Consider the following 23,636-nt stretch of genomic DNA (forward strand, 5'->3'; position numbering starts at 1 on the left):
CGCCACCCTGTCCGCGGCGCAATCGCCAGGCTGCGCCCGTTCGTTGCCTCAGCTCCGCAGCCCCGGGGCCTCGTGCCCGGTGCTCTGCACATAGTCGGTGTAGCCGCCGCCATAGGTGTGGATGCCGTCCGGCGTCAGCTCGAGCACGCGATTGGAGAGCGCCGCGAGGAAGTGGCGGTCGTGCGAGACGAACAGCATCGTGCCCTCGTACTGCGCCAGCGCCGCGATCAGCATCTGCTTGGTGGCGATATCGAGATGGTTGGTGGGCTCGTCGAGGACGAGCAGGTTCGGCGGATCGAACAGCAGCAGCGCCATCACCAACCGCGCCTTCTCGCCGCCCGAAAGCACCCGGCACTTCTTGTCGATCTCGTCGCCCGAAAAGCCGAAGCAGCCGGCGAGGGCGCGGAGCGGCGCCTGGTTGGCCTGCGGGAAATTGTCCTGCAGGGTTTCGAACACGGAGCGGTCGCCATCGAGCACGTCCATGGCATGCTGGGCGAAGTAGCCCAGCTTGACGCTCGGGCCGCGGTTGACTGTGCCGTCATCCGGCTCGGCGGCGCCGGCGACGAGCTTCAGCAGCGTCGACTTGCCGGCGCCGTTGATGCCCATGATGCACCAGCGCTCCTGCCGGCGGATGTGGAAGTTGAAGCCATCGTAGATCGCGCGGCTGCCATAGCCCTTCGAGACGTTCTTCAGCATCACTACGTCCTCGCCCGAGCGCGGGGCCGGGCGGAACTCGAAGGCGATGGTCTGGCGGCGCTTGGGCGGCTCGACACGGTCGATCTTGTCGAGCTTCTTCACCCGGCTCTGCACCTGCGCGGCATGGCTGGCGCGCGCCTTGAAGCGCTCGATGAAGGCGATCTCCTTGGCCAGCATCGCCTGCTGGCGTTCGAACTGCGCCTGCTGCTGCTTGTCGGAAAGCGCTCGCTGCTGGGTGTAGAACTCGTAGTCGCCGGTATAGCTGGTGAGTGCGCCGCCATCGATCTCGACGATCTTGTTGACGACGCGGTTCATGAACTCGCGGTCGTGCGAGGTCATCAGGATCGCGCCCTGGTAGTCCTTGAGAAATGCTTCCAGCCAGATCAGGCTTTCGAGGTCGAGATGGTTGGATGGTTCGTCGAGCAGCAGCACATCGGGCGCCATCAGCAGGATACGGGCCAGCGCGACACGCATCTTCCAGCCGCCCGACAGCGTGCCGACATCGCCATCCATCATCTCCTGGGAAAAGCCGAGGCCGTCGAGCACTTCGCGAGCGCGGCCATCCAGCGAATAGCCGTCGAGCTCCTGGAAGCGCCCCTGCACCTCGCCGTAGCGCGTGATGATCTCGTCCATCCGATCGGCCTGGTCGGGATCGGCCATGGCGGCCTCGAGCACCGACATTTCGGCCATCAGCTCGCTCACCGGACCGGCGCCGTCCATCACCTCCGCCACGACCGAGCGCCCGGCCATCTCGCCGACATCCTGGCTGAAATAGCCGATGGAGACGCCGCGATCGACCGACACCTGGCCCTCGTCGGGCTGCTCCTCGCCGATGATCATACGGAACAGAGTCGTCTTGCCGGCGCCGTTCGGCCCGACGAGACCGGCCTTCTCGCCACGCAGCAGCCCGGCAGAGGCCTCGATGAAGACGATCTGCCTGCCATTCTGCTTGCCGATATTTTCGAGGCGGATCATGCGCGCTGCCGGGTCCTTCTGTGTTGCGCCGGTGGCAGTACAGAAGATCGGCGCAAACGGGAAGCCATCGCACCGGGCATCCGCCATGCAGCGGCTAACCCCGTCAGACCTGATCCTGCAGCACTCGCGCCCCGTCCGCCTAGCCACCCGCTTGACCATGCCCGCCGATGTGGATGTATTGCGCGGGCGCATGGGCAGTATCGGAGCGGATCGTGAGTTGGTTGGCGCGTGTGCGCAGGTTGTTCAGCGGCCTTTTCATAGACGATCAGGTCGTCGCACTGATGCGTGCGGAAAATGACGACGCCAAGATCTTGTCGTTCAGGCTGTTGCATTTCCTGCGTGTCCGAAAATTGTTCACTTTCTCCGTACATGGCCGACCGATCAGTGTGCGATCGGCGACGCCCGATATCGGCGTCGCATTTCTCAGTCTTGGTGCCGAATTGGACGATGTCATCGCTCTGCTGCCGCCGGACACCGAGGGGCTGATCGTGGATGGCGGCGGCTATATCGGCACGGCGGCACTGCGGTTGGCGCTGGCATTTCCAAACGCGACCGTAGTCACCATCGAGCCGTCATCGAGCAATATCGAGGTGCTCAGGCGCAACGTCCAGGATGTCCCGAACATCAGGGTGGTTCAGGCGGCCATCGCTCCCCAGGCCGGCTACGCCGAGCTCAAGAATATCGGCACGGCAGAATGGGGCTTTTCGCTCCTCAGCGCGCCGGGCGGGCGTGGTGTGACCATCGACCGGGTCAGGACAGTCGATCTGAGGAGCCTCATGATCGAGCAGGGCGAGGACGAGATCGTCCTGTTGAAGCTGGATATCGAGGGAGCCGAGGCCGGCGTCCTCGCGGCGAGCCAGGATTGGCTGCCCGCGACCAGGGTCATGGTCGCCGAGCTGCACGAGTGGCTGGTGCCGGGCGTCGACGGGATATTCGCGGCGGCCACATCGGACCGCCGGAACATCTCGCTGGCCGGCGAGAAGGTGATGTCGATCCGCAAGGATCAGCAACCGCACTACGCACCGCAATAGCCGCACGAAACAAGAAGGGCGCAGCCGGGGAGACTGCGCCCTCTGGGGACGGGCTCTGTTCTGGAGGCCGCCCGTGACCGCCGGTACCGATTGGGGGAATGTGCCTGGCGGTCGGGGACTGCTGAGCCGTTCTGGTGGTCGCGCTCCCGAACCTGAAAAGTCTGCAACTTTTCCTGGGAGCGCTCCGCCCTAGAACGGCATGATGGCGTCGGCGATCTGCTGGCCGTAGCGCGGCTGCTGCATCTGCGTGATCTGGCCGCGGCCGCCATACGAGATGCGCGCTTCGGCGATCTTGGCGGAAGGGATGGTGTTGTCGGCCTCGATATCCTCGGGCCGCACGATGCCGGCGACGATCAGTTCGCGGACCTCGAAGTTCACCCGCACTTCCTGCCGGCCCTCGATGACGAGGTTGCCGTTGGGCAGCACCTGGGTGACCACGGCAGCAACCTGCGTCGTCAGGCTCTCGTGCCGCGCCACCGAGCCCGAGCCGCCATCGGCGAGGCTGCCCGAGGTGGTGATGGCGCCATTGGCCTGCACGTCGGCGAGCGGGACATTGCCGCCGAAGATCGAGCCGAGCACGCCGCCGACGCTGCCCTTCGATTCCGAGCTGCGTTCGCGGTCGGTCGAGTTGGAGATGTTCGCGCTGTCCTGGATGGTGACCATGACGGTGAGGATGTCGCCGATCTTCTGGGCGCGCTGGTCCTTGAAGAAGCCGCGGGCGTGGTTGGAGAACAGCGAGTTGGGTTGGTACGAGGCCACCACCGGTTCCGGCATCGGCATCTGCACCGGCCGATAGCCGGCCGATGCGGTCGGGTCGGCGATGGCGGTCAGCCGGGGCTGTTCGCCCACCGAGGCGAGCTGGTCCATGGTCGAGCAGCCGGCGGCGAGACTGGTGAGCGCGAGGGCGGCGGCGAGCTTGAGCGTGTTCATCGGGTTCTTCCTTGCGCCGGTCATAGCCCCGCGACCTTGAGCTGGCCGGCGGCGGTCGTGATTTCGACGGCGCCCGAGGCGGTGGCGACGCCGTTGAGGATTTTTCGCGAGACGGAGTTCATCACCTGCACCGGCTGGCCGGCGGCGGCGTCGGAGAGCGACTGGCCGGCCACGGTCAGCGTCATCGGTCCGGTCCTGAGCAGCACGGTGACCTGCGTGTTGCGCTTGACCGCGAGCGGCTCGATCACGTCCGAGGCCTTGAGCATCACGCCCTCGCGGGCATTGCGGCGCAGCTGCTTGCCGACGAGGTCGCTGAGCGAGGAGATGCCGGTCTCGTCGGCGAGCGCGAGGCTGACCCGCTTCATCTCGACATCGCCCGGCGTGAGGATGGCGCCCGCTTGCAGCGACGCACTGAGATGCGGCACCTCGACCATGAAATCGACCCGGCCGCTGACGTCCACCGGCAGCTCGATCCCCTCGATCGCAAAGCGGGCCGAGAACATCGACGCGCCGGGCTGGTAGGTCAGGGCGCTGAGCGTCGCCGGGACATCGACAGCCTCGGCCTTGAAGTTGGTCTCGGCATCGAAGCGAGCGACGAGCTCCACACCCGGCTGCATGATGCCGCGATGGGCGAGCTCGGCTTCGATCAGCCCGGTAAGCGTAGTGGCGTCGACGATGCTTACCTGCCGCTCCACGCGGACGCTGAGCACGTGATCCTGGCTGTAGTCGACGAGGCCGACCGCCTTGGCTGCGGCGCGGACCGCCTCGAGGCTGACAATGCCGGTGGTGCCGGGTGCCGGAGCACGGAACAACCCGCGTTCGGCGAGAAGGCCGGCATCCTCGAACATGTCGCCGACCGTGACGATCGGGCGGTTGATCGAGACTTCGGCCTTGAGCACCGGCGCAGCCTCGGCCGCGGTGGCGAGTAGCGAGAAGAGGGCAGGGAGTATGAGTTTGTGCATCTGTTATCTCCCGGTCAGCGCAGTTGCGTGGTGGATTGCAGCATCTCGTCGGCCCCGGAGATGACGCGGGCGTTCATCTCGTAGGCGCGCTGTGCTGCGATCAGGTCGGCAATTTCGGTCACCGAGTTGACGTTCGAGCTTTCCAGATACCCCTGCAGCAGGTCGCCGACGCCGTCCGAGTTGGGCGTGCCCAACTGCGCCGGGCCACTCGCGCCGGTCTCGACGAACAGGTTGTTGCCGGCCGACGAGAGACCGGCCTTGTTGACGAAGCGCGCCAGCTGCAGTTGGCCGATCTGGGTCGGGGCGTTGGAGCCGGGCATGAAGGCCTCGACCGTGCCGTCCGAGCTGATCGAGACCGCCGTGGCATCGCCCGGAATGGTGATGCCGGGCTGCACTGGGTAGCCGTCGGCGGTGACGAGCTCACCCTCGGGGCTGCGCTCGAACGTCCCATCGCGGGTATAGCCGGTGCGGCCATCGGGCATTTCCACCATGAAGTAGCCCTCGCCGCGAATGGCGATATCGAGCTCCTTCTCGGTCGGCGCCACGACGCCCTGGCTCATGATGCGCGGGGTGGCCGCGGTCTTGACGCCCGAACCCACTTCGATGGCCACCGGTGCGACCGTGCCGCCTTCGGACGTTGCGGCGCCCGCCTGGCGATAGGCCTGGTAGAGCAGATCCTGGAACTCGGCGCGTGCCCGCTTGTAGCCGGTGGTGCGCATGTTCGCGATATTGTTGGAAATGACTTCGACGTTGCGCTCCTGCGCAGCCATGCCCGTCGATGCGATGTAGAGAGCCTTCATGTCGCGTTCTCCGGGTTAGCCGTTGAGGGAGCCGAGCTTCTGGATGGCGCTGCGGCGCTGCTCGTCATGCTTCTGCAAGAGGTTGGCGATGCCTTCGTAGGCGCGCTGGATCTCGAGCATCTGGCTCATCTGCGCCACGCCCGAGACGTTGGATTTCTCAATCGCGCCCTGCTGCACCGTGGTGGCGACCGCCGGCTGCGGGCTGCCGCCCGTCCACAGGTTCTCGCCAAAGCGCTCGACATTCTGCGGATCGGCGAACTCGACGATACGCAACCGGCCCTTGACGCCGGCGCTCGACGAGATTGTGCCGTCATCGGCGATCTGGATGTCGGTCTCGTTGGGCTGGAACTGCACCGGGCCGTTGAGGCCCATGATCGGATACCCGCTCGGATCGACCAGTTGGCCCTCCGACGAGACACCGAGCGATCCGGCCTTGGTGTAGCGCTCGCCACCCGGCGTCTGCACCACGAGGAAGCCTTCGCCCTTCAGCGCCACGTCGAGCGGGTTGCCGGTATCGACCACCGGCCCGGGCGAGAAATCGTGCACCGTGGCCCAGTCGTCGGTGTAGCTGAGCTGCTGGTCGAGCGCCGGGAAGTCGCGATCGCGCGCCACCGGCATGAGGTATTCCTCGAACAGCAGCTGCTCGGATTTGAAGCCGGTCGTGTTCATGTTGGCCATGTTGTTGGCCACCACTTCGATCTGTCGCCTCAGGGCGATCTGTCGCGATAGGCCGATAAGCGGCACATTTTCCATGGCGTAAGTCCCCGTTCAGTCCCCGAGCCGTCCGACCTCCCCAGGCCGTCGGGCTCGCCGTTTACCTTGCAGCAACCATGCCAGTCTTGCTCCGCGAGCAATATCAATGACTTAGGTGGATGTCTGGTCTAGGGCGAGGTTGCCGGGTTCCGATCGGGTGGCAAAATCTGCTCGGCAAAATGTGCCGCGAAGACACGCTTCGTAACCAATCGTTAACCCTCTGCCGCTTACCTCGAAAGGGCCGGAATCGTCCGGTGGGGCAGGGGTTTGGGGTATGGCTCTCGAGGCCGAAGTCGAGGGCGGCGACGTTGCCGCGCCCGCAAAGAAGAAGCTCCCGATCATGCTCATTGCCATGATCGTCGCGGCCGTGGTCGTTGTCGGCGGCGGTGCCGCAGCCGGCTACTTCCTGTTTCTCGCGCCGCCCGCCGACGAGCACGCGGGCGATCACGTCGCGCTGCCCGAGACCTTCATCTTCAACCTGCCCACGATGACCGTGAACCTGCGCGGTGACGAGGGCGGCAAGGCCCAGTTCATGAAGCTCACCATCGCGCTCGAAGTGGCGAGCGAAGAGGTGATGCTCGAAATCCAGCCGCGCATGGCGAAGGTGGTCGATGCTTTCCAGGTCTACCTGCGCGAGCTCCGCCGCTCCGACCTCGAGGGTTCGGCTGGCGTCTACCGGCTGAAGGAGGAGCTGCGCCGCCGCGTCAACATTGCGATCTATCCGGCGCAGGTCGACTCCATCCTGTTCAAGGAAATCCTGGTGCAATAATGCCCGGTCCCAACGAGCAGGATAAACTCAGCGAAGACTGGAATGCCGACGCCGCCGCGGCACCGGCTGCCGGCGACGATGCGCTCAGCGCCGACTGGGCCGCGATGCTCGAGGCCGACGCAGCCGAGGATGGCGCGGCCGACCGCGTGCTGAACCAGGACGAGATCGACAGCCTGCTCGGCTTTGATCCCAATGCCGGCGGCAGCCCCGAGCTGTCGGGCGTGCAGGCGCTGATCAACTCGGCGCTCGTCTCCTATGAGCGCCTGCCCATGCTCGAAATCGTCTTCGATCGGCTGGTCCGGCTGGCGACGACAAGCCTCAGGAATTTCACCTCCGACAACGTGGAAGTCGCGATCGACTCCATCTCCTCGGTGCGTTTCGGCGACTACCTCAATTCCATCCCGCTGCCCGCCATCCTCTCGGTGATCAAGGCCGAGGAATGGGAGAATTACGGGCTGCTGACCGTCGACTCTTCGCTCATCTACTCGATGATCGACGTGCTGCTCGGCGGCCGCCGCGTCGGCGGGCAGATTCGGGTCGAGGGCCGGCCCTACACCACCATCGAGATGGCGCTGGCTCGCCGCATGATCGAGGTGATCCTCGAGGACACGCACCGCGCCTTCGAGCCGGTGACCGAGGTCAACTTCAAGGTTGAGCGGCTGGAGACCAATCCGCGCTTCGCCGCCATCTCGCGCCCGGCCAATGCCGCGATCCTCATCGAGCTGCGCATCGAGATGGACGATCGCGGCGGCAAGATCGAGATCCTGCTGCCTTACGCCACCATCGAGCCCATCCGCGAGCAGCTGCTCCAGATGTACATGGGCGAGAAGTTCGGCCGCGACCCGATCTGGGAAGGCCATCTCGCCACCGAGATTTTTGCAGCCGACATCGAGGTCGAGGCGATCCTGCACGAGATGGACCTGCCGCTGAACCGCGTGCTGAGTCTGAAGCCCGGCGACACCGTGATGTTCGAGCGCGGGCCGTCCGATCCGGTGAAGCTGCGCTCGGGCGAAGTGGAGCTGACCGAGGCGGTGATGGGCCACATCGGCAACCACGTCTCGGTGCGCGTGGCGCGCCCGCTGAATGCGCCGAAGGTGACCATGGCCGCCTTTGAGGCCATCGACGACAATCAAAGACTGGAGCAACGCTGATGTTCGGGCTGCCGCTGGGGATCGTGGTGGAAACGCTCGTGGCGATTTTGCTCGCCACCACAATCGGCTATTGCGTGATCCTCAACCAACGCCTCAAGCGTCTCCACTCCGATCGCGGCGAGCTGCGGCAGATGGTGGCGGATCTGGTGCAGGCAACGGGGCTCGCCAACTCGGCCATCCAGGAGCTGAAGACCACGGCGCAGGACGCCGAGACCGTCCTTGCCAACCGGCTCAACGAGGCCGAGCGCTTCGGGGTCGAGCTCGCCAGCCACGTCAATGCCGGCCAGCAGCTGATCGATCGGCTCGCCCGCATCACCAGCGCGGCGCGGGCGCCCGCCAACGAGTTCACCGGCCATCGCCTCGCCCCGGCCCAGGCCGTGCAGCCCGAGGATGACCGGCTCGAGCCCGAGCCCAACAAGGTGCAATCGGCGCTGCAGCAGCTCTCCATGCGGCCGCGCATCCGGGGCAACGCCGCCTGATGAAAACGCCGCGCCTCCTGCCGGTCGTTATCGCCGCCACCTCGGCGCTGCTGCTCCTGAAGGGCATCGGCCTCATGACGGGAGGCGGCTACGTGCTGGTTGGCACGGAGACGGCGCAGGCCGCAGGCGGAGCGCCCGCCGCGCCGGCGTCGATGCACGCCGACCCGACGATGCAGCTGCCGCTCGAAACGACGCTGGAGGACACGAGCCCCGTGCTCGCCGACGAGTCGCCGGTGATCTCGCTGGGCGAGCAGCCGGCCGGCGGCGGACACGGCGCACCCGCTGCGGTCGAGCACGGCGCTCCGGCGGCGGAGGCCGGACATGGCGAAGCCTTGCCGCCCGATCCTGTGGCGCACCCGGTCGAGGCGCCTGCCGCCACCCAGGCTGCCTGTCCGCCGGTCGACCCGGCCGCGCCGGCACTGGCGGAGGGGCAGGCCGACTGCGTGCCCGTACCGCTCAACGAGCACGGCGACGCCGTGGCCATGGAGGTCAACTCCGAGGGCGTGCTGGTGCCGGTGGCTGGCAATGCCGCGAGCGCGGGCGCACTCGCCACCCGCCTCGGCGAGCGCCGCGACGAGCTCGATGCCCGCGAGAAGGAACTCGAGATGCGGCTCGCTCTGGTCGAGGCCGCCGAAAAGCGCATCGAGGAGCGCACCGCGGCGCTCAAGGCGCTCGAAGCGCGGATCAGTGCCCTGGTCGACGAGCGCAAGACCGACGAGAAGGCGCAGTTCGGCGGCATCGTCGCCATGTACGAGACGATGAAGCCCAAGGAAGCGGCGGTGATCTTCGATGCGCTCGACACCCAGATGCTGGTACGCGTCGCGCGGGCCATGAACCCGCGCAAGATGGCCCCGATCCTCGCGCGCATGGAACCGATGAAGGCCAAGGCCCTCACCGCCGGCCTCGCCCGCGAGGACACCGAGCCGACCATGGATGCCAACACGGTCGAAGACCTCGCCAACCTGCCGCAGATCGTCGGGCAGTAGGCACGGCCACGGGGTGTCATCCCTGCGAAAGCAGGGACCATGTCGCAGCCCGCGCTGGCGGATGGTTGGATCCCTGCTTTCGCAGGGATGACAGCCGGTGGTTTGGCTTCGACCGACCCACACTCACAGCGTCATGCCGGCGCAGGCCGGCACCCATCCTGAGGTCTCTCAACCTGCGCAGCTGGCCGCCCCATTGGGCCCCGGCCTGCGCCGGGGTGACCCTGTGGTGGTGGAAAGCATTGGGCAGTAAACCACCGATTTTCCAAGCGCTTCGCTCGGGCCGGTTAGTCCGGCGTTAAGTCTGGCTGCCTATGTTGGCCCGTACCAGAAGTGTATGGGCGGGCAGAAGCCGGCATGACAGCGCGGGTCGCAGATTGGCGCGGGGCCTTTGTGGCCCTGTGGCGCCTTGCCGGATTGGCGCTGTTCGCCGCCCTGGCGCTCGCCGGTACCGCCGCCGCGCAGGACAAGGCGCAGCTCCTTGCCACTGCCGAACGCGGCTACGCCCGTCTCGTCCTCAGCTTCCCCGACCGCAAGAACCTGCCGCCTTATCAGGTGAATTACGAGAACGGCGTACTGGCCATCTCGTTCGACCGGCCGATCTCGGTGATCCTGCCCGACCTCAACCTCGCGCTGCCCGGCTATGCCACCATCGCGCGGGTCGATTCCGAGAGCAAAGGCATCCGCATCGGCCTGCGCGGCACCTACAACGTCAACCGCACCGAGGCCGGCGAAGCGCTCTATGTCGACCTGCTGCCGAGCAGCTGGACCGGCACGCCGCCGCCGTTGCCCGCCACTGTACTGGCGCGCATGGCCGAACTCGAGCGCGCCAAGGCGCAGCAGGAAGCCGAGGAGCGCAAGGTCGCAGAGACCCGCTCGGTCAAGCCCGAGGCGAGCGTGCGCGTCGGCCGCAACCCCACCTTCCTGCGTGTGCAGATCGACTGGAGCGTGGCGACCAAGGCGCGCTTCGAGCTCAATGGCACCAAGGGCACGGTCATTTTCGACTGGCCGGTGGCGCTCGACCTCTACGATCTGAAGACCGACCTGCCGGCGGAGTTCCAGGGTGCCATCAACACCGTGACCCGCTCGGATACGCGCATCGATTTCACCGTGGCCGAAGGCACGGTGCCGCGCTTTTACGAGAGCACGCCGCAGCAGTTCCTGCTCGATATCGACATCGCGCCCGAGGAGGGCCTGAAGGCCGCGCTCGCCGCCGAGGAACGCACCAGGCAGGCTCGGCTGGCGCTCGATGTCGCCGCCAAGGAGCAGGAGGCCCGCCGCGCCGCCCGCCTCGGGCTCGAGGCGAGCACCGACGAGACGACCGACCTCTATCCGGTAAGCCGCGCCACCGTGGTGCCCTCGGTCACCGACGTTGCCGGCACCGTGCGCATCGCCTTCCCCTTCGATAGCGATACGCCCGCTGCCGTGTTCCGTCGCGGCAACACCGTGTGGATGGTCTTCGACACGCAGCAGGCCATGGCCGAGCCGGCGGACTCGCCCGAGCTCGACAGCGTGGCCTCGAACTTCGAGCTGGTTTCGGCTGGCGAGACCAAGGTCATCCGCATGGACCTTGCCGCCGACCGGCTGGCGACGCTCGGCTCGGAAGGTCGCGCCTGGGTGCTGTCGCTCGGTGACGCGCTGCTCGGCGCCACCGAGCCGGTGACGCTGACCCGCGAACGGGACGAGCAGGGCCGCTATCACATGGTCGCCGATCTCGAGCGGCCGGGTCAGGTGCATGTGCTGCGCGACCCCAATGTCGGCGATACCCTGCGCGTCGTCACCGTCATGCCGCCGGCACGCGGGCTGACGCGCAACCTGCAATATGTCGATTTCGACGCGCTGCGCAGCGCCCATGGCCTCGTCATCAAGCCGCGCACCGACCAGATCGATGTCGCCATCGAGGACACGACCGCCGTCATCTCGTCGCAGCCGGGCCTTGCGCTCTCGGCTGTCGAAACCTCCCGCAAGCTCGATGCCGGCAATGCGCCGTCGCTGCGCCAGAGCTTCATCGACCTCGCCATGTATCGCGCCGCCGATCCCGGCGAGTTTGCCGAGCGCCGCGAGGACGTGATGAACCGCGCCGCCGTCGCCGAGGGGCGGCTGCGCGACCTGGCGCGGCTCGAACTCGCGCAGCTCTACGTCGGCAACGAACTCGCGTTCGAGGCCATCGGCGTGCTTGAAACGCTCGGTAACGAGCTGCAGAGCGAGGATCTGCGCAAGAAGCTGAACCTCGTAACAGCCATCGCCGATACCCTGGCCGTGCGGCCGCGCGATGCGCTGGCCATCCTCAATGGCGGCACTTTCCCGGACGAGTCCGATGCGCTGCTGTGGCGCACCATGGCGCGCGTCGACGACAACGACTTCAACGGCGCCCGCTCCGACGCCATTGCCGCGGAGGGGGTGGCCGAGAGCTATCCGGCCTGGGTGAAGACCCGGTTCCTGTTCGCAGCCCTGCGCGCTGCCGTCGAGACCGACGACGTGCCGCTGGCCCTGCGCCTCGTCGGCAAGGTCGACTTCGCCCGGCTCGAGCCCGAGCAGGTGAGCCGCTATCAGTTGATGCAGGGCCGCATTGCCGAGCTCGAAGGCAAGCCCGACGACGCCGTTGACGCCTACGGGCAGGTGATCGCCGCCGATTTCCGCCCGACCCGTGCCGAGGCTGTGTATCGGACGCTGAAGCTGCTGAACGAGGCCGACAAGCTCGACCTCGACAAGGCGACGCAGACGCTGTCCGCCGAGGTGCTGACCTGGCGCGGCACGGCGCTCGAAGCGCAGATGCAGAAGCTGCTCGCCGAGCTCTATTTCGAGAACCACGACTATCGCGACGGCTTCATCGCCGTCCGCGACGCGGCCTCGAGCTTCCCCCAGAGCGCCACCACCGATGCCTTGCTCAAGCAGGCGCAGACGACCTTCGAGGACCTCTACCTCAACGGCGCCGCCGACGCGCTGCCCGACCTCGATGCGCTGTCGCTGTTCTACGATTTCCGCCAGCTCACCCCGCCCGGCACGCGCGGCGACGAGATGATCCGCAACCTCGCTCGCCGGCTGGTCAAGGTCGACCTCCTCGCCCAGGCCGGCGACCTGCTGCAATACCAGATCGACAGCCGGCTCGACGGCATCGCCAAGTCGCAGGTGGCGGCCGATCTCGCGCTGATCCGCATCGCCGACCGGCGGCCGGAAGCGGCGCTCGATGTGCTCAACAAGACCCGCCTCGCCGAACTGCCGCAGCAACTGGAGCGCCGTCGCCGCGTGCTCGAGTCGCGCGCCCTGATCGATGCCGGTCGCGAGCAGCTGGCACTCGACATCATCTCGCGCTTGAATGGCCGCGACGCCGACATCCTGCGCGTCGAGGGCTACTGGCGCGGCAAGAACTATGCGCTCGCCTCCGAGTTGCTGGAAACGCTCAGCGGCGGCGACAAGGGCGATGCCCCGGTCGGCAAGGACCAGCGCATGGGGCTGGTGAAGGCCGCCGTCGGCTTCGTGCTGGCCGGCGACAAGCTCGGCCTGTCGCGGCTTCGGGCAAAATACTCCGACGCGCTCGCCAACTCGGCGGAATGGCCGCTGTTCGAGTACGTGACCCGCGACATCGCCCCGCAATCGCTTGAATTCCGCCGCGTGGCCCAGGAAGTGGCGGCGCTCGACTCGCTCGACGCGTTCCTCAGCTCGTATCGTGACATGTACGGCAACGGCGAAGGCGTCGTGCCGGGACGGCCGAGCGTGGCGAACGGCGCGGCTTAGGGTTCTAACGTCCCGGTGTGGGAAGAGTACCCCCACCCCTGTCCCCTCCCCGCAAGGGGGAGGAGACCCTCGAACCAGGCTCTGTGCTTAGTGGAGCGATGACTTGCGAGCGCAAGTCACCTCCCCCTTTGCGGGGGAGGGACAGGGTGGGGGGTAGCCGTGGGCTGGATGCGAGCGACAACACCGGCGCTAAACCGCCACAAAACTCCGGATCAGCGACCCTGCCACCAGGTGCCAGCCGTCGACCAGCACGAAGAAGATCAGCTTGAACGGCAGTGAGATCACCACCGGCGGCAGCATCATCATGCCCATCGACATGAGGACGGAGGCGACCACCATGTCGATGATCACGAACGGCAGGAACAGCAGGAACCCGATCTCGAAGGCGCGGCGCAGTTCCGAGATCATGAAGGCCGGGATCAGCGTCTGCAGCGGCACCGCGGCCGGATCGGCGGGCGGCTCGGTGTTCGACATGTCGAAAAACAGCTGCAGGTCCTGCTCGCGCACATTGGCCATCATGAACTCGTGCACCGGCGCGGCGGCGAGCGGAAAGGCCTGCTCCATCTGGATCTGGCCGGCCACCAGTGGCGCGATGCCGTTGTCGTAGCTCTGCTGCAGTGTCGGCCCCATCACGAACAGTGTGAGGAACAGCGCGAGGCTGACCATCACCGAGTTGGGCGGCGCCGTCTGCAGCCCGATCGCCGTGCGCAGCAGCGACAGCACCACGACGATGCGGGTGAAGCTCGTCACCATCACCAGGATGGAAGGCGCAAGCGACAGCAGGGTGATGAGCCCGACGATCTGCACCGCGCGCTCGGTGAGCGTCGTGTCGTCGCCGAAGTCGATCGAAACGTCCTGCCCGAAGGCCAGCGTTGGCAGCGCTATGGCGAGGACAAGCGCGAGGAGAGTGAGGACGCGGCGCAGCCTCGACCGGTCAGTGCGACCCGGCCTCGCCTGTGTCTCCGAGAACTCGCCCTGCGCCAAAGGCCGCCCGCCCATTGTCCGTGCCTTGGGCGGTTGTAGCTGAGTCGGGTTTGCCCCGGGCCGCGTTATCCCCAGCCATCGGCGGCATCGGGATGATTGCCGGCTCGCCCTGGCTCACCGGACGCAGCAGCCCGGTATGGCGCAGCGACGGCGACTTGCGGGCCGCGCCGGGCCGCACGAAGGCGCGCAGCTTGTCGATCTCGGGCTTGCCGAGCGGGGCCGGGGAGGGCGCTGCAGCCTGTTCTCCTGGCCGCCGGACGGGCGGTGGCGGGGTCTCGACCGGAATGCCGGCCTCGACCACCATATCCTGCGGACCGCCGGTGAGGATCAGGTGCTCGACATTGTCGCGGCGGATGATCAGCAGCTGCCGCTTCGCATCGACCTGCACCTGGTCGACGATGCTGAGCCGCCGGTTGCGGCCACGCGCGATGCCGGTCGCCGTTCCGCGTGTCAGGAGCTTCAGCGCCCAGACGCCCAGCACGATAAGAACGAGGACGACACCGAGCGCCAGCGCCGACGTGACGATTGCACCGGCCGACTCACCCAGCAGACTGGTCAAAAATTGCATAGCCGCGCCCTCTCAAACTCCACCGGCGCCCGATCCGAGTGGCCATCGAACGCGAGTCAGTGGAACTTTGTTGCCTAGTAATGCGCCGGCTTTATGCAAAATGCGAGACATCACCCCGTGAACACCCTGCATAGTTAACGACCCGTTAACCATAGCCCGGCAGGATTTGCCCAGTTGGACCGGGGACTCGCCAGCAATGAAATTGGGGCTGCTTGACGCGCTGAGCGAGAAGATGCGGTGGCATCAGACTCGCCAGACCATCCTCGCTGAAAATGTCGCCAATGCGGACACGCCCGGCTATCGCGGCCGCGACCTCAAGGCCTTCTCGTTCGACGAGCAGATGAAGACGACGTCCAGCGTCAAGATTGCGACACTGGCGACCCAGCCCGGCCATATCAGCGTCGAGGGCACTGGCGCCGGCAACGAAGGCTTCGGCGTCCGCACCCTCAACAGCTTCGAGATCACCCCCGAGGGGAACGGCGTCACCCTCGAGGACGAGATGATGAAGGTGGCCGGCAACCAGATGGACTACCAGTCGATCACCGCGCTCTACACGCGCTCGGTCAAGCTCATCAAGACCGCCCTCGGCAAGCAGGCCTGATAGATGAATGATTTCCTCTCCTCCCTGAAGATCGCGGCCACCGGCCTCCATGCCCAGTCGGCGCGCATGCGGGTCATCGCCGAAAACCTCGCCAACGCGGATTCGGCCGGCAAGACCCCGGACGACGACCCCTACCGGCGCAAGATTCCGACCTTCAAGGCGGTGATGGATCGCGAGCTCGGCGGCACCAAGGTCGAGATCGGCCGCGTCGCCTACGACCAGTCAGATTTCGACAGCCGCTACGAGCCCGGCCACCCGGCCGCCGACGCCACCGGCTATGTCCGCTACCCCAACGTCAACTCGCTGATCGAGACGATGGACATGCGCGAGGCGCAGCGGAGCTACGAAGCCAACCTCAACGTGGTGACCGTGACCCGGCAGATGCTGGGCGCCACCCTCGACATCCTGCGCGGCTGAGACCGAAGGACCCTGACCGATGGCCATTCCCGTCAACGCCGCCACTGCCGCCTACTCGAATGCCGCAAAACTGCTGGGGCAGGGCGGCAAGCCGCAGGTGAACCAGGTCGCCGACCTCACCGGCGGCAACGACTTCGCCAAGATGCTCGGCCAGGCCGTGCAGGGCGTGGTCGACAACGGCCGCGTCGCCGACACCAAGGCGATGGACATGGTCAACGGCCGCGGCGACATGATCGATGTGGTGACCGCCATCAGCCAGACCGAGCTCGCCATGGACACCATGGTCGCCGTCCGCGACCGGGTGATCTCGGCCTACGAGGAAATCATGCGCATGCCGATCTGACGGCGCGCGAGACTCGGATAGCGTGAGCGTCATGGCCGACACCGCCCCCTCCACCCACTCGAGTGTCATCCCTGCGCAAGCAGGGATCCAACCCTCCTTCCGCGCGGGCCGCGAGATGGATTCCCGCCTGCGCGGGAATGACATCGAGCATGGGGCACGATCCCGCCACCCCCGCGATGTCATCCCGGCGCAGGCCGGGACCCATCCTGAGGTCGGCGTGTGTGGCGCCATGGATTCCGGCCTGCGCCGGAATGACACCGGGAGTGGGGCGCCGCTGGTTGCCACATCCACTGCCGTCATCCCCGCACAGGCGGGGATCAAGTCGGCCCGAGGCACCAGCTCATCCGGCGGACCGCACCCATGACCGGCGCCGCCATTCTCGATCTCGCCCGCGAGGGCATCTGGGTCATGATCCTGATTGCCGGCCCGATGATGATCGTCGGGCTGGTCGTCGGCGTTGTCATCGCGCTGTTCCAGGCGCTGACCCAGATCCAGGAAATGACCCTGGTCTTCGTGCCCAAGATCCTCGCCATCTTCGTCACCATGCTGCTGACGCTGCCCTTCATGGGCGCCATCCTCGGCGGCTACATGACCCGGCTCGCCGACATGATCATCACCGGCGGCTGAGATGATCTCGCTCAACTGGCTGCCCGAGACCGCCTACACCTACCTCGTCATCTTCGCCCGCGTCGGCGCCATGCTGATGCTGATCCCGGCGCTCGGCGAGGCGACCATTCCGGCCCGCATGCGGCTGACCTTCGCGCTGATGCTGTCGGCCGTGCTCTACCCGATCGTCGTCGCCGAAATCCCGCCGATGGGCGACAGCCTGTTCGGCCTGCTCGTGACGCTGTTCCACGAGATCGCTATCGGCCTGATCTTCGGCGCCATTGCCAGGCTCGCCGTCTCTGGCACCGCCACCGCCGGCGCGGTGATCGCCTCGGCCGCCGGCATCTCGCTCGCCCAGGCGGCCGACCCGGTGAATGGCGGCGCGCAGGGCGCGCTGATCGGCGCCTTCCTGTCCATGCTCGGCATCACGCTGATCTTCGCCACTGACCTCCACCACGTCGCCCTGTCCGCCATCCACGACAGCTACATGGTGTTCACTCCGCGCGAGCCGCTGATGCTCGGCGACGTGGCGCAGACCATCGTCGACACGGTCGCGAGCGCCTTCGTCATCGGCGTGCAGATGTCGGCGCCGTTCATCGTGTTCAGCCTGGTGTTCAACCTCGGGATGGGCATCCTGAGCCGGCTGATGCCGCAATTGCAGGTGTTCTTTATCGCCATGCCGGCCACCGTCGGCGTCGGCCTGCTGCTGATGGCGCTGCTGCTCACCATGATGATGGGGCTCTACCTCACGCACTATGAGGGCGTGCTCGGCACGCTGCGCGGGGTCTGATGAGCGACGAGGCCCCCGAACAGTCTTCGAAAACCGAAGACCCCTCCGAACGAAAACTTCGCGACGCCCATGAGAAGGGCAACGTGGTCAAGAGCCAGGAGGTCAACACCTGGTTCATCCTGTCCGGCTCGGCCCTCGTCTTCGCGCTGATGGCGGCGCCGACCAGTACCAGCCTCGTCGGCTCGCTCCGCATCCTCCTCGAAAGCGCCGAGCAGTTCGAAGTCGGCAGCCAGGCCCTGACCCAGTTCTGGAACAATCTCGCCGGCTCGATCCTGATGGTGGCGCTGCTGCCCTCGATCATCCTTGCCGCCTTCGCCATTGCCGCCAACCTCGTGCAGCACCGGCCGCTGCTCTCGCTCGAGCCGCTGAAGCCGAAACTCAGCAAGATCAATCCGATCGAGGGCGCCAAGCGCCTGTTCGGCGTCGACGCCCTGGTCAATTTCGTCAAGGGCCTGGTCAAGCTTTCCGTGGTCTCGGCCGTGCTCTGGTTCGTCATGGCCCCCGAGCTTGGCAGCATGGAATCCATGCTCGACCTCGAACCGGGCATGATCCTCGCCGACTTCATGGACCTGAGCCTGAAGATCTTCGGCGCCGTGCTGGCGGTGGTCACCATCATGGCCGTCGCCGACTACGTCTACCAGCGCAATCGCTGGTGGAACCGGCTGAAGATGACGGTGCAGGAGACGCGCGACGAGTACAAGCAGCAGGAAGGCGACCCCACCATCAAGGGCCGCATCCGCCAGGTGCGCATGGAGCGCTCGCGCAAGCGCATGATGGCCGCCGTACCGCAGGCGACCGTGGTGATCACCAACCCGACCCACTATGCCGTGGCGCTGAAATACGATCGCGACATGGCCGCCCCGCAATGCGTGGCCAAGGGCATGGACGCAGTGGCGCTGCGCATCAGGGCGCTGGCCAGCGAGCACGACGTCCCCATCGTCGAGAACCCGCCGCTTGCACGCGCCCTGTACGCCAGCGTCGACGTCGACGACACCATCCCCGCCGAGCACTTCCGCGCCGTCGCCGAAATCATCGGCTTCGTGATGCGCCTGAAGCAGGCCAGGGGCTGGCGTGCGAGCTAGCTAGGCGCCGCCGCGATGAGCCCCGATGCCACCTCACTCACCGTGTCACCCCGGCGCAGGCCGGGGCCCATCCTGAGGTCGCCGCGGCTCCGTCGCCAAACCCTCACCCTCTCAGGATGGGTTCCGACCTGCGCCGGAATGACATCGTGCTTGTGGCGCCGTGAGTGCCCCTCAACCCGCCTTCAGCTTCTTGCGCAACTCGTCCATCGGCATCGACAGGGCGCCGCCCGGATCCTGCTTGCGCCAGCGTCCGATGCCCAGTTTGCCCGAAACCTCGTGGTGGCCGAGCACGTGGTCGTAGTCGAAGACATTGGGCTTGTTGAATTTCAGCCAGCGCAGCAGGTCGAACAGCGCCTCCTCCTGCTCGGCGGTATACTTGCGGTAGATGCCGGCCGGGCCGCCATGCGGGCTGTCGGCGCTCAGCTTGCGCGTCTCGGCGGCGGGGTAGGCGGCGCCGAACCAGCTCTTGCGGTTGGCATCGAGCACGCCGGCGCACACGACCTCGATGCCGACCAGCTTGCTGCTGACATTGGAGCCCAGCCCCGGCCAGTTGGACTCGCCCGCATGATAGCCCCATTCATCCAGCGGGAAGGACTGGTAGATCTTGCCGGTCGGCCCGATCACGAAGAAGCAGTAGCCCTCCTCGCGTCCCCACGAGAGGCTGCCCTTGGCGTCGTCCTCGTGGCGGTCGCGGCCCGCCGTGTAGTGGACGATAGCACCGCGCGGATAGCGGTCGGCGTATTTGCCGCGCGTCCGCATGTGCGGCGTCACCGCCTCGGCCAGCGGGCACCACAGCAGCCCCGAGCCGGGCTCGCGCACCGACGGCCGCAGCGGCTCGCCGGCGATTAAGTCGAAATCAGGTGCATCAGGCATTGGATCCTCCCTCCGATCGCACGACCAGAGGGTAACGGCACGCCGGAGCGCGGGGATATTCGTAGCTCTCCGCCCGACGGGATCGGTAGAATAGCGTAAGGAGGCGACAGCGGCTGACGCGCGAAGATCAAGGCGCCGGGCAGGTGAAAGGCCCTCCCGCACCGGGGAAAACGCCATTGTCGCTATCCATGCGTCAAAGCCATTTGCTAGACCTCTAGAAAGCCGATTCGGCGCGAATTCCTTAAGGCTACAAGCAGCGCATGGCCCCACTGCCGCTAGACGAGGATAACTATCCCGCTCCGCTGGTGAATCGTGGGCGGCCCGGCAGCAGCCCATGGCGCGTCATCGGGCTCGCGGCCTTCTTCATCATCGTCGCCGTGCTGATCGTCGGGGCAGGGGATCGCATCCCCGCCGACCTTATCCTCGTCTTTCTCGGGCTGCTCGCCGTCGTCGGCGTCTTCTGCCTCTTCGCCATCGCCGCCGGGCTGTTCCGCTTTTCGGCCAGCGAGGACGGGCAGAGCCTCAGCAAGGCCGTGGTCGACAGCCTGCCGTTCGGCGCACTGGTGACCGACCGGGCCGGCAGGATCAGCTACGTCAACGCCCACTATGGCGAGTTTCCGGGCGCCGTGACCGATGGCGTGCCCGTTTCGGTCCCACGCCTGTTCGCCGGCGAGCCGGAGGCCAGCGAGGCAATCTACCGGCTGGCGCGCGCCGCCCGCGACGGCCGCCCCGCGGCCGAGGACGTCCGCATCGTCGGCGGCATCGGCGGTTCGGCCGGCGGTTCGACCAAGCCGTTCTGGTACCGCGTCGGCGTGCGCGCGCTGCCGCCCATCGACTCGACCCCGCTCGTGCTGTGGACCGTCGAGGACATCACCCGCGACCGCGAGCGGCAGGACAACACCTTCCTCGAGCTGCAGCGCGCCATCGACTATCTCGACCACGCCCCGGCCGGCTTCTTCTCCGCCGATGCGCAGGGCCGGGTGCAGTACCTCAACTCCACCCTCGCCGACTGGCTCGGCTACGACCTCGCCGAGTTCGAGGCCAAGGCGATCAAGCTCGCCGACATCGTGCGCGGCGACGGCGCCAGCCTGCTGATGCGCGGCCGCTCGGACGGCGAGATCCGCACCGAGATCATCGACATCGACCTCGTGCGCCGCAATGGCACCTCCATCCCGGTGCGCCTGATGCACCGCGCCGCCCGCCTTGCCGATGGCGAGCTGGGCGAGACCCGCACGCTGGTGCTCGACCGCCGCCAGGGCGCCGACAAGGAAGAGGCGCTGCGCTCGGCCGAAGTGCGCTTCTCGCGCTTCTTCAACGACACGCCCTTCGCCATCGCGACGCTCGACCAGTTCGGCCGCATCATCCGCACCAACGCCCCGTTCAGCCGCATCTTCGACTGGTCGGGCGGCGACAAGTCGATCGACATGCAGCCCATGGCCGAGCTGCTGGCCGAGCCCAACCGCGAGGCCTTCGCAAGGGCTCTGGAAGCCGCGCTCGCCAGCCGGTCCGAGATCGAGCCGGTCGATGCGGCGCTGACCCGCGGCTCCGATCACGCGGTGCGGCTCTACGTGTCGAGCTCGGAGGAAGGCGAGGGCGCCGCCGAGCGCATCAATGTCTACGCGCTCGACATGACCGAGCAGCGCAAGCTCGAGGCACAATTCGCGCAGGGCCAGAAGATGCAGGCCGTCGGCCAGCTGGCGGGCGGCGTCGCGCACGACTTCAACAACGTGCTGACCGCCATCATCGGCTTTGCCGACCTGCTGCTGCTGAAGCACAAGCCGGGCGACCCGTCCTTCGCCGACCTGATGTCGATCAAGAACAGCGCCAACCGCGCCGCTGGCCTGACGCGCCAACTGCTGGCCTTCTCGCGCCGGCAGACGCTCAGGCCACAGGTGCTGGAGGTGCCGGGACATCTCGACGACCTGACGGTGCTGCTGAAACGCCTGATCGGCGAGCAGATCACCCTCGGCGTCGAGCACGCCGCCAATGTCTGGCCGGTGAGGGCCGACCTCGTGCAGCTCGAGCAGGTCGTGGTGAACCTCGTCGTCAACGCCCGCGACGCCATGCCCAACGGCGGCGCCATCACCATCCGCACCCGCGACGTCACCGAGCAGGAAGCACAGGGCTTTACCTATCGCGGCATGCCGCCGGCCGACTACGTGCTGATCGAGGTCGAGGATACCGGCACCGGCATGCCGCCCGAGATCATGGAAAAGATCTTCGAGCCCTTCTTCTCCACCAAGGAACTCGGCAAGGGCACCGGCCTCGGCCTCTCGACCGTCTACGGCATCGTCAAGCAGTCGGCCGGCTTCATCTACGTGGACTCGGTGGTGGGCAAGGGCACGACCTTCCGCATTTTCCTGCCGCGCTATGTGCCGACCGAAGGCGAGACGCCAGTCAAGCAGGCCGTCGCCCAGGTCAAGGACCTCACCGGCCACGAGCGCATCCTGCTCGTCGAGGACGAGGATACCGTGCGCGCCTTCTCCGCCCGCGCGCTGCGCACCACCGGCTACGAGGTGTTCGAGGCCGATAGCGGCGACGAAGCGCTCGATGTGCTCGACGACATCGACTACGAGATCGACCTGATGATCTCGGACGTGGTGATGCCCGAGATGGACGGCCCAACGCTGCTCACCAAGGTGCGCGAGCGCATGCCCGAGCTCAAGGTGATCTTCGTTTCCGGCTATGCCGAGGAAAATGTCCGCCAGGACATTGCCGACAACACCAGCGTCGAGTTCCTGCCCAAGCCTTACTCGCTCGACCAGATCAATTCCAAGGTCAAGGAAGTGCTCGGCAAGGTAGCAGTGGAGTAGCGCTCCGGCCCCGACAGGCCTATATGCCGGGGATGGATACCACCCCGAACAAGCTCGACCAGTTTCTCGCCGTCGTGGAAACGGCCACCGCCGACGGCACGCTCGTTCGCATCGCGCTGCGCATGCCCTTCGGCGCCGACGAGACGCTGAGGAGCGTCGACATCAAGCCCGCCATCATCCGCGATGCGCTGAAGCTGAGCTTCACCCTGCACCACCAGACCCGCGACCTGACCCAGAACCATCCGCCCACCGGCGCCATCGGGCAACTGCGGCGGCTGATCGACAGGGATTTCCGCCAGGCCTTCCTGTTCACCACCGAGTTCGACCTGCAATACGACGCGCAGGGCAAGGCGCCGCGGCTGAAGCAATCGGCCGCAACCAGCAAGGCCGCGGCGACGCTGAGCCACGACCGGGCCAAGGCGCGACCGATCCCGGCGGGCGAGCGGCCCTGGCTGACGGCTCTCGGCGTCACCGGCGCGGATGGACAGGTGTTGAAGGCCTCAGGCGACAAGTTCAGACAGATCAACCGCTACGTCGAAATTCTTGGTCCGCTGCTTGAAGCAATCCCGGCCAACAAGCTGCGTCGCGTTGTCGATATGGGCGCCGGCAAGGGCTATTTGACCTTCGCGGTCGCCGACTACCTCGCCAGCAAACGCGCCGAGCCAGCCGAAGTGGTGGGCGTCGAGTTCCGCCCCGACCTGGTCGAGTTCTGCAACACGGCGGCCGAGGAGACCGGCGTCAGCAATCTCCATTTCGAGCAGGGCACCATCGATGCGTTCGACTCGACCGGGGCGAACGCGCTAATCGCGCTCCACGCCTGCGACACGGCAACGGACGACGCCATCGCCAAGGGCATCGCCGCCGGTTCCGAGTTGATCGTGGTCGCCCCGTGCTGCCACAAGCAGATCCGGCGCGAGATGGAGGCTTCCAACCAGCACACCGACCTCGATTTCGTCACCCGGCACGGCATCTTCCTCGAGCGCCAGGCCGAGATGGTCACCGACGCGATGCGCGCCATGATCCTCGAGCACTTCGGCTATGCCACCAAGGTGTTCGAGTTCGTCTCCGACGTGCACACGCCCAAGAACGTGCTGATCGTCGCGACCAAGAAAAAGGGCGGCAAGGACGCGGGGGCGCTGAAGCGGCTGGCGGAAGCTAAGGGCTTCTTCGGCATCCGCCGGCACTATCTCGAGGATGCGGTGGGGCTGACCTGAGGCGCTGCCCCCGTCCCGCCACACCCACCGGGTCACCCCGGCGCAGGCCGGGGCCCATCCTGAGATGATGCGATCGCGCAC

General features: G+C 66.7%; 22 protein-coding genes. 14 read left to right on the top strand and 8 right to left on the bottom strand.

What is annotated here, in order from left to right; translation table 11 throughout:
- Positions 1-48: 48 nt before the first annotated feature.
- On the bottom strand, positions 49-1,671 hold the full coding sequence (locus AC3A6I_RS08100; protein WP_487543174.1) for an ABC-F family ATP-binding cassette domain-containing protein: 1,623 nt from the start codon (positions 1,669-1,671) through the stop codon (positions 49-51).
- Positions 1,672-1,883: 212 nt separating this feature from the next.
- Here AC3A6I_RS08100 and AC3A6I_RS08105 point away from each other — a divergent pair, with 212 nt between their 5' ends.
- Positions 1,884-2,702: an FkbM family methyltransferase gene (locus AC3A6I_RS08105; protein WP_487543175.1), complete on the top strand. Its 819-nt coding sequence runs from the start codon at positions 1,884-1,886 to the stop codon at positions 2,700-2,702.
- Positions 2,703-2,891: 189 nt separating this feature from the next.
- On the opposite strand, the gene flgH is transcribed toward AC3A6I_RS08105, so the two are convergent.
- The 4 genes from flgH to flgF are packed head-to-tail and all read right to left on the bottom strand — an operon-like array spanning position 2,892 to position 6,147.
- Positions 2,892-3,632, bottom strand: a complete 741-nt coding sequence (gene flgH / locus AC3A6I_RS08110) for a flagellar basal body L-ring protein FlgH (RefSeq protein WP_487543176.1) — start codon at positions 3,630-3,632, stop codon at positions 2,892-2,894.
- A gap of 20 nt (positions 3,633-3,652) precedes the next feature.
- Positions 3,653-4,594, bottom strand: coding sequence for a flagellar basal body P-ring formation chaperone FlgA (gene flgA / locus AC3A6I_RS08115; protein ID WP_487543177.1), 942 nt, complete (start codon positions 4,592-4,594; stop codon positions 3,653-3,655).
- A gap of 14 nt (positions 4,595-4,608) precedes the next feature.
- Positions 4,609-5,394, bottom strand: coding sequence for a flagellar basal-body rod protein FlgG (gene flgG, locus AC3A6I_RS08120; protein WP_487543178.1), 786 nt, complete (start codon positions 5,392-5,394; stop codon positions 4,609-4,611).
- A 15-nt stretch (positions 5,395-5,409) separates the two neighbouring features.
- Positions 5,410-6,147: a flagellar basal-body rod protein FlgF gene (gene flgF, locus AC3A6I_RS08125; protein WP_487543179.1), complete on the bottom strand. Its 738-nt coding sequence runs from the start codon at positions 6,145-6,147 to the stop codon at positions 5,410-5,412.
- Positions 6,148-6,421: 274 nt separating this feature from the next.
- On the opposite strand from flgF, the gene AC3A6I_RS08130 reads away from it, so the two are divergent.
- The 5 genes from AC3A6I_RS08130 (at position 6,422) to AC3A6I_RS08150 (ending at position 13,264) form a co-directional block, all read left to right on the top strand.
- Positions 6,422-6,916, top strand: a complete 495-nt coding sequence (locus tag AC3A6I_RS08130; protein ID WP_487543180.1) for a flagellar basal body-associated FliL family protein — start codon at positions 6,422-6,424, stop codon at positions 6,914-6,916.
- The gene (gene fliM, locus AC3A6I_RS08135; protein WP_487543181.1) at positions 6,916-8,067 is read left to right on the top strand and encodes a flagellar motor switch protein FliM; all 1,152 of its coding nucleotides are present in this window, start codon (positions 6,916-6,918) and stop codon (positions 8,065-8,067) included. The genes AC3A6I_RS08130 and fliM overlap by 1 nt, the downstream gene beginning before the upstream one ends.
- A complete protein-coding gene (locus tag AC3A6I_RS08140) occupies positions 8,067-8,546 on the top strand; it encodes a DUF6468 domain-containing protein (RefSeq protein WP_487543182.1) in 480 nt (159 codons plus the stop codon). Before fliM ends, AC3A6I_RS08140 begins: the two co-directional genes overlap by 1 nt.
- On the top strand, positions 8,546-9,532 hold the full coding sequence (locus tag AC3A6I_RS08145; protein ID WP_487543183.1) for a MotE family protein: 987 nt from the start codon (positions 8,546-8,548) through the stop codon (positions 9,530-9,532). The genes AC3A6I_RS08140 and AC3A6I_RS08145 overlap by 1 nt, the downstream gene beginning before the upstream one ends.
- Before the next feature lie 354 nt (positions 9,533-9,886).
- A complete protein-coding gene (locus AC3A6I_RS08150; protein ID WP_487543184.1) occupies positions 9,887-13,264 on the top strand; it encodes a hypothetical protein in 3,378 nt (1,125 codons plus the stop codon).
- A gap of 189 nt (positions 13,265-13,453) precedes the next feature.
- Here the strand turns inward: AC3A6I_RS08150 and fliP are convergent, their stop codons facing one another.
- Together fliP and AC3A6I_RS08160 are read right to left on the bottom strand one after the other, a co-directional pair.
- Positions 13,454-14,263 (bottom strand): flagellar type III secretion system pore protein FliP, encoded by an 810-nt coding sequence (fliP, locus tag AC3A6I_RS08155; RefSeq protein WP_487543185.1) that lies wholly within the window; start codon positions 14,261-14,263, stop codon positions 13,454-13,456.
- Positions 14,199-14,816, bottom strand: a complete 618-nt coding sequence (locus AC3A6I_RS08160; protein ID WP_487543186.1) for a flagellar biosynthetic protein FliO — start codon at positions 14,814-14,816, stop codon at positions 14,199-14,201. Before AC3A6I_RS08160 ends, fliP begins: the two co-directional genes overlap by 65 nt.
- A gap of 196 nt (positions 14,817-15,012) precedes the next feature.
- On the opposite strand from AC3A6I_RS08160, the gene flgB reads away from it, so the two are divergent.
- The 6 genes from flgB (at position 15,013) to flhB (ending at position 18,655) form a co-directional block, all read left to right on the top strand.
- The gene (gene flgB / locus AC3A6I_RS08165; protein WP_487543187.1) at positions 15,013-15,417 is read left to right on the top strand and encodes a flagellar basal body rod protein FlgB; all 405 of its coding nucleotides are present in this window, start codon (positions 15,013-15,015) and stop codon (positions 15,415-15,417) included.
- 3 nt (positions 15,418-15,420) lie between these two features.
- Positions 15,421-15,834 (top strand): flagellar basal body rod protein FlgC, encoded by a 414-nt coding sequence (gene flgC, locus AC3A6I_RS08170; protein WP_487543188.1) that lies wholly within the window; start codon positions 15,421-15,423, stop codon positions 15,832-15,834.
- 19 nt (positions 15,835-15,853) lie between these two features.
- On the top strand, positions 15,854-16,177 hold the full coding sequence (gene fliE / locus AC3A6I_RS08175) for a flagellar hook-basal body complex protein FliE (protein ID WP_487543189.1): 324 nt from the start codon (positions 15,854-15,856) through the stop codon (positions 16,175-16,177).
- Between the two features lie 360 nt (positions 16,178-16,537).
- On the top strand, positions 16,538-16,804 hold the full coding sequence (fliQ, locus tag AC3A6I_RS08180; RefSeq protein WP_487543190.1) for a flagellar biosynthesis protein FliQ: 267 nt from the start codon (positions 16,538-16,540) through the stop codon (positions 16,802-16,804).
- A gap of 1 nt (position 16,805) precedes the next feature.
- Positions 16,806-17,573 (top strand): flagellar biosynthetic protein FliR, encoded by a 768-nt coding sequence (gene fliR, locus AC3A6I_RS08185; RefSeq protein WP_487543191.1) that lies wholly within the window; start codon positions 16,806-16,808, stop codon positions 17,571-17,573.
- On the top strand, positions 17,573-18,655 hold the full coding sequence (flhB, locus tag AC3A6I_RS08190) for a flagellar biosynthesis protein FlhB (protein WP_487543192.1): 1,083 nt from the start codon (positions 17,573-17,575) through the stop codon (positions 18,653-18,655). Before fliR ends, flhB begins: the two co-directional genes overlap by 1 nt.
- A 171-nt stretch (positions 18,656-18,826) precedes the next feature.
- Here flhB and AC3A6I_RS08195 read toward each other — a convergent pair whose 3' ends face one another.
- Positions 18,827-19,528 (bottom strand): N-acetylmuramoyl-L-alanine amidase, encoded by a 702-nt coding sequence (locus tag AC3A6I_RS08195; RefSeq protein ID WP_487543193.1) that lies wholly within the window; start codon positions 19,526-19,528, stop codon positions 18,827-18,829.
- A gap of 260 nt (positions 19,529-19,788) precedes the next feature.
- Here AC3A6I_RS08195 and cckA point away from each other — a divergent pair, with 260 nt between their 5' ends.
- Complete coding sequence (gene cckA, locus AC3A6I_RS08200; RefSeq protein ID WP_487543194.1) at positions 19,789-22,341, top strand: cell cycle histidine kinase CckA; 2,553 nt, start codon at positions 19,789-19,791, stop codon at positions 22,339-22,341.
- 32 nt (positions 22,342-22,373) lie between these two features.
- Entirely contained in the window at positions 22,374-23,555 is a 1,182-nt protein-coding gene (locus tag AC3A6I_RS08205; RefSeq protein ID WP_487543195.1) for a class I SAM-dependent methyltransferase, read from the top strand.
- Positions 23,556-23,636: the final 81 nt, after the last annotated feature.

The organism is Devosia sp. Soil_C_22 (assembly GCF_057657195.1).

Coding starts and splice junctions, on each gene's coding strand:
- AC3A6I_RS08195 (WP_487543193.1), bottom strand. CDS start 19,528: ATGCCTGATGCACCTGATTTCGACTTAATCGCCGGCGAGCCGCTGCGG.
- AC3A6I_RS08160 (WP_487543186.1), bottom strand. CDS start 14,816: ATGCAATTTTTGACCAGTCTGCTGGGTGAGTCGGCCGGTGCAATCGTC.
- AC3A6I_RS08145 (WP_487543183.1), top strand. CDS start 8,546: ATGAAAACGCCGCGCCTCCTGCCGGTCGTTATCGCCGCCACCTCGGCG.
- AC3A6I_RS08150 (WP_487543184.1), top strand. CDS start 9,887: ATGACAGCGCGGGTCGCAGATTGGCGCGGGGCCTTTGTGGCCCTGTGG.
- AC3A6I_RS08205 (WP_487543195.1), top strand. CDS start 22,374: ATGGATACCACCCCGAACAAGCTCGACCAGTTTCTCGCCGTCGTGGAA.
- fliE (WP_487543189.1), top strand. CDS start 15,854: ATGGCCATTCCCGTCAACGCCGCCACTGCCGCCTACTCGAATGCCGCA.
- cckA (WP_487543194.1), top strand. CDS start 19,789: ATGGCCCCACTGCCGCTAGACGAGGATAACTATCCCGCTCCGCTGGTG.
- AC3A6I_RS08130 (WP_487543180.1), top strand. CDS start 6,422: ATGGCTCTCGAGGCCGAAGTCGAGGGCGGCGACGTTGCCGCGCCCGCA.
- flgA (WP_487543177.1), bottom strand. CDS start 4,594: ATGCACAAACTCATACTCCCTGCCCTCTTCTCGCTACTCGCCACCGCG.
- AC3A6I_RS08140 (WP_487543182.1), top strand. CDS start 8,067: ATGTTCGGGCTGCCGCTGGGGATCGTGGTGGAAACGCTCGTGGCGATT.
- flgF (WP_487543179.1), bottom strand. CDS start 6,147: ATGGAAAATGTGCCGCTTATCGGCCTATCGCGACAGATCGCCCTGAGG.
- fliM (WP_487543181.1), top strand. CDS start 6,916: ATGCCCGGTCCCAACGAGCAGGATAAACTCAGCGAAGACTGGAATGCC.
- flgG (WP_487543178.1), bottom strand. CDS start 5,394: ATGAAGGCTCTCTACATCGCATCGACGGGCATGGCTGCGCAGGAGCGC.
- fliR (WP_487543191.1), top strand. CDS start 16,806: ATGATCTCGCTCAACTGGCTGCCCGAGACCGCCTACACCTACCTCGTC.
- flgC (WP_487543188.1), top strand. CDS start 15,421: ATGAATGATTTCCTCTCCTCCCTGAAGATCGCGGCCACCGGCCTCCAT.
- fliP (WP_487543185.1), bottom strand. CDS start 14,263: ATGGGCGGGCGGCCTTTGGCGCAGGGCGAGTTCTCGGAGACACAGGCG.
- flgB (WP_487543187.1), top strand. CDS start 15,013: ATGAAATTGGGGCTGCTTGACGCGCTGAGCGAGAAGATGCGGTGGCAT.
- flhB (WP_487543192.1), top strand. CDS start 17,573: ATGAGCGACGAGGCCCCCGAACAGTCTTCGAAAACCGAAGACCCCTCC.
- flgH (WP_487543176.1), bottom strand. CDS start 3,632: ATGAACACGCTCAAGCTCGCCGCCGCCCTCGCGCTCACCAGTCTCGCC.
- AC3A6I_RS08100 (WP_487543174.1), bottom strand. CDS start 1,671: ATGATCCGCCTCGAAAATATCGGCAAGCAGAATGGCAGGCAGATCGTC.
- fliQ (WP_487543190.1), top strand. CDS start 16,538: ATGACCGGCGCCGCCATTCTCGATCTCGCCCGCGAGGGCATCTGGGTC.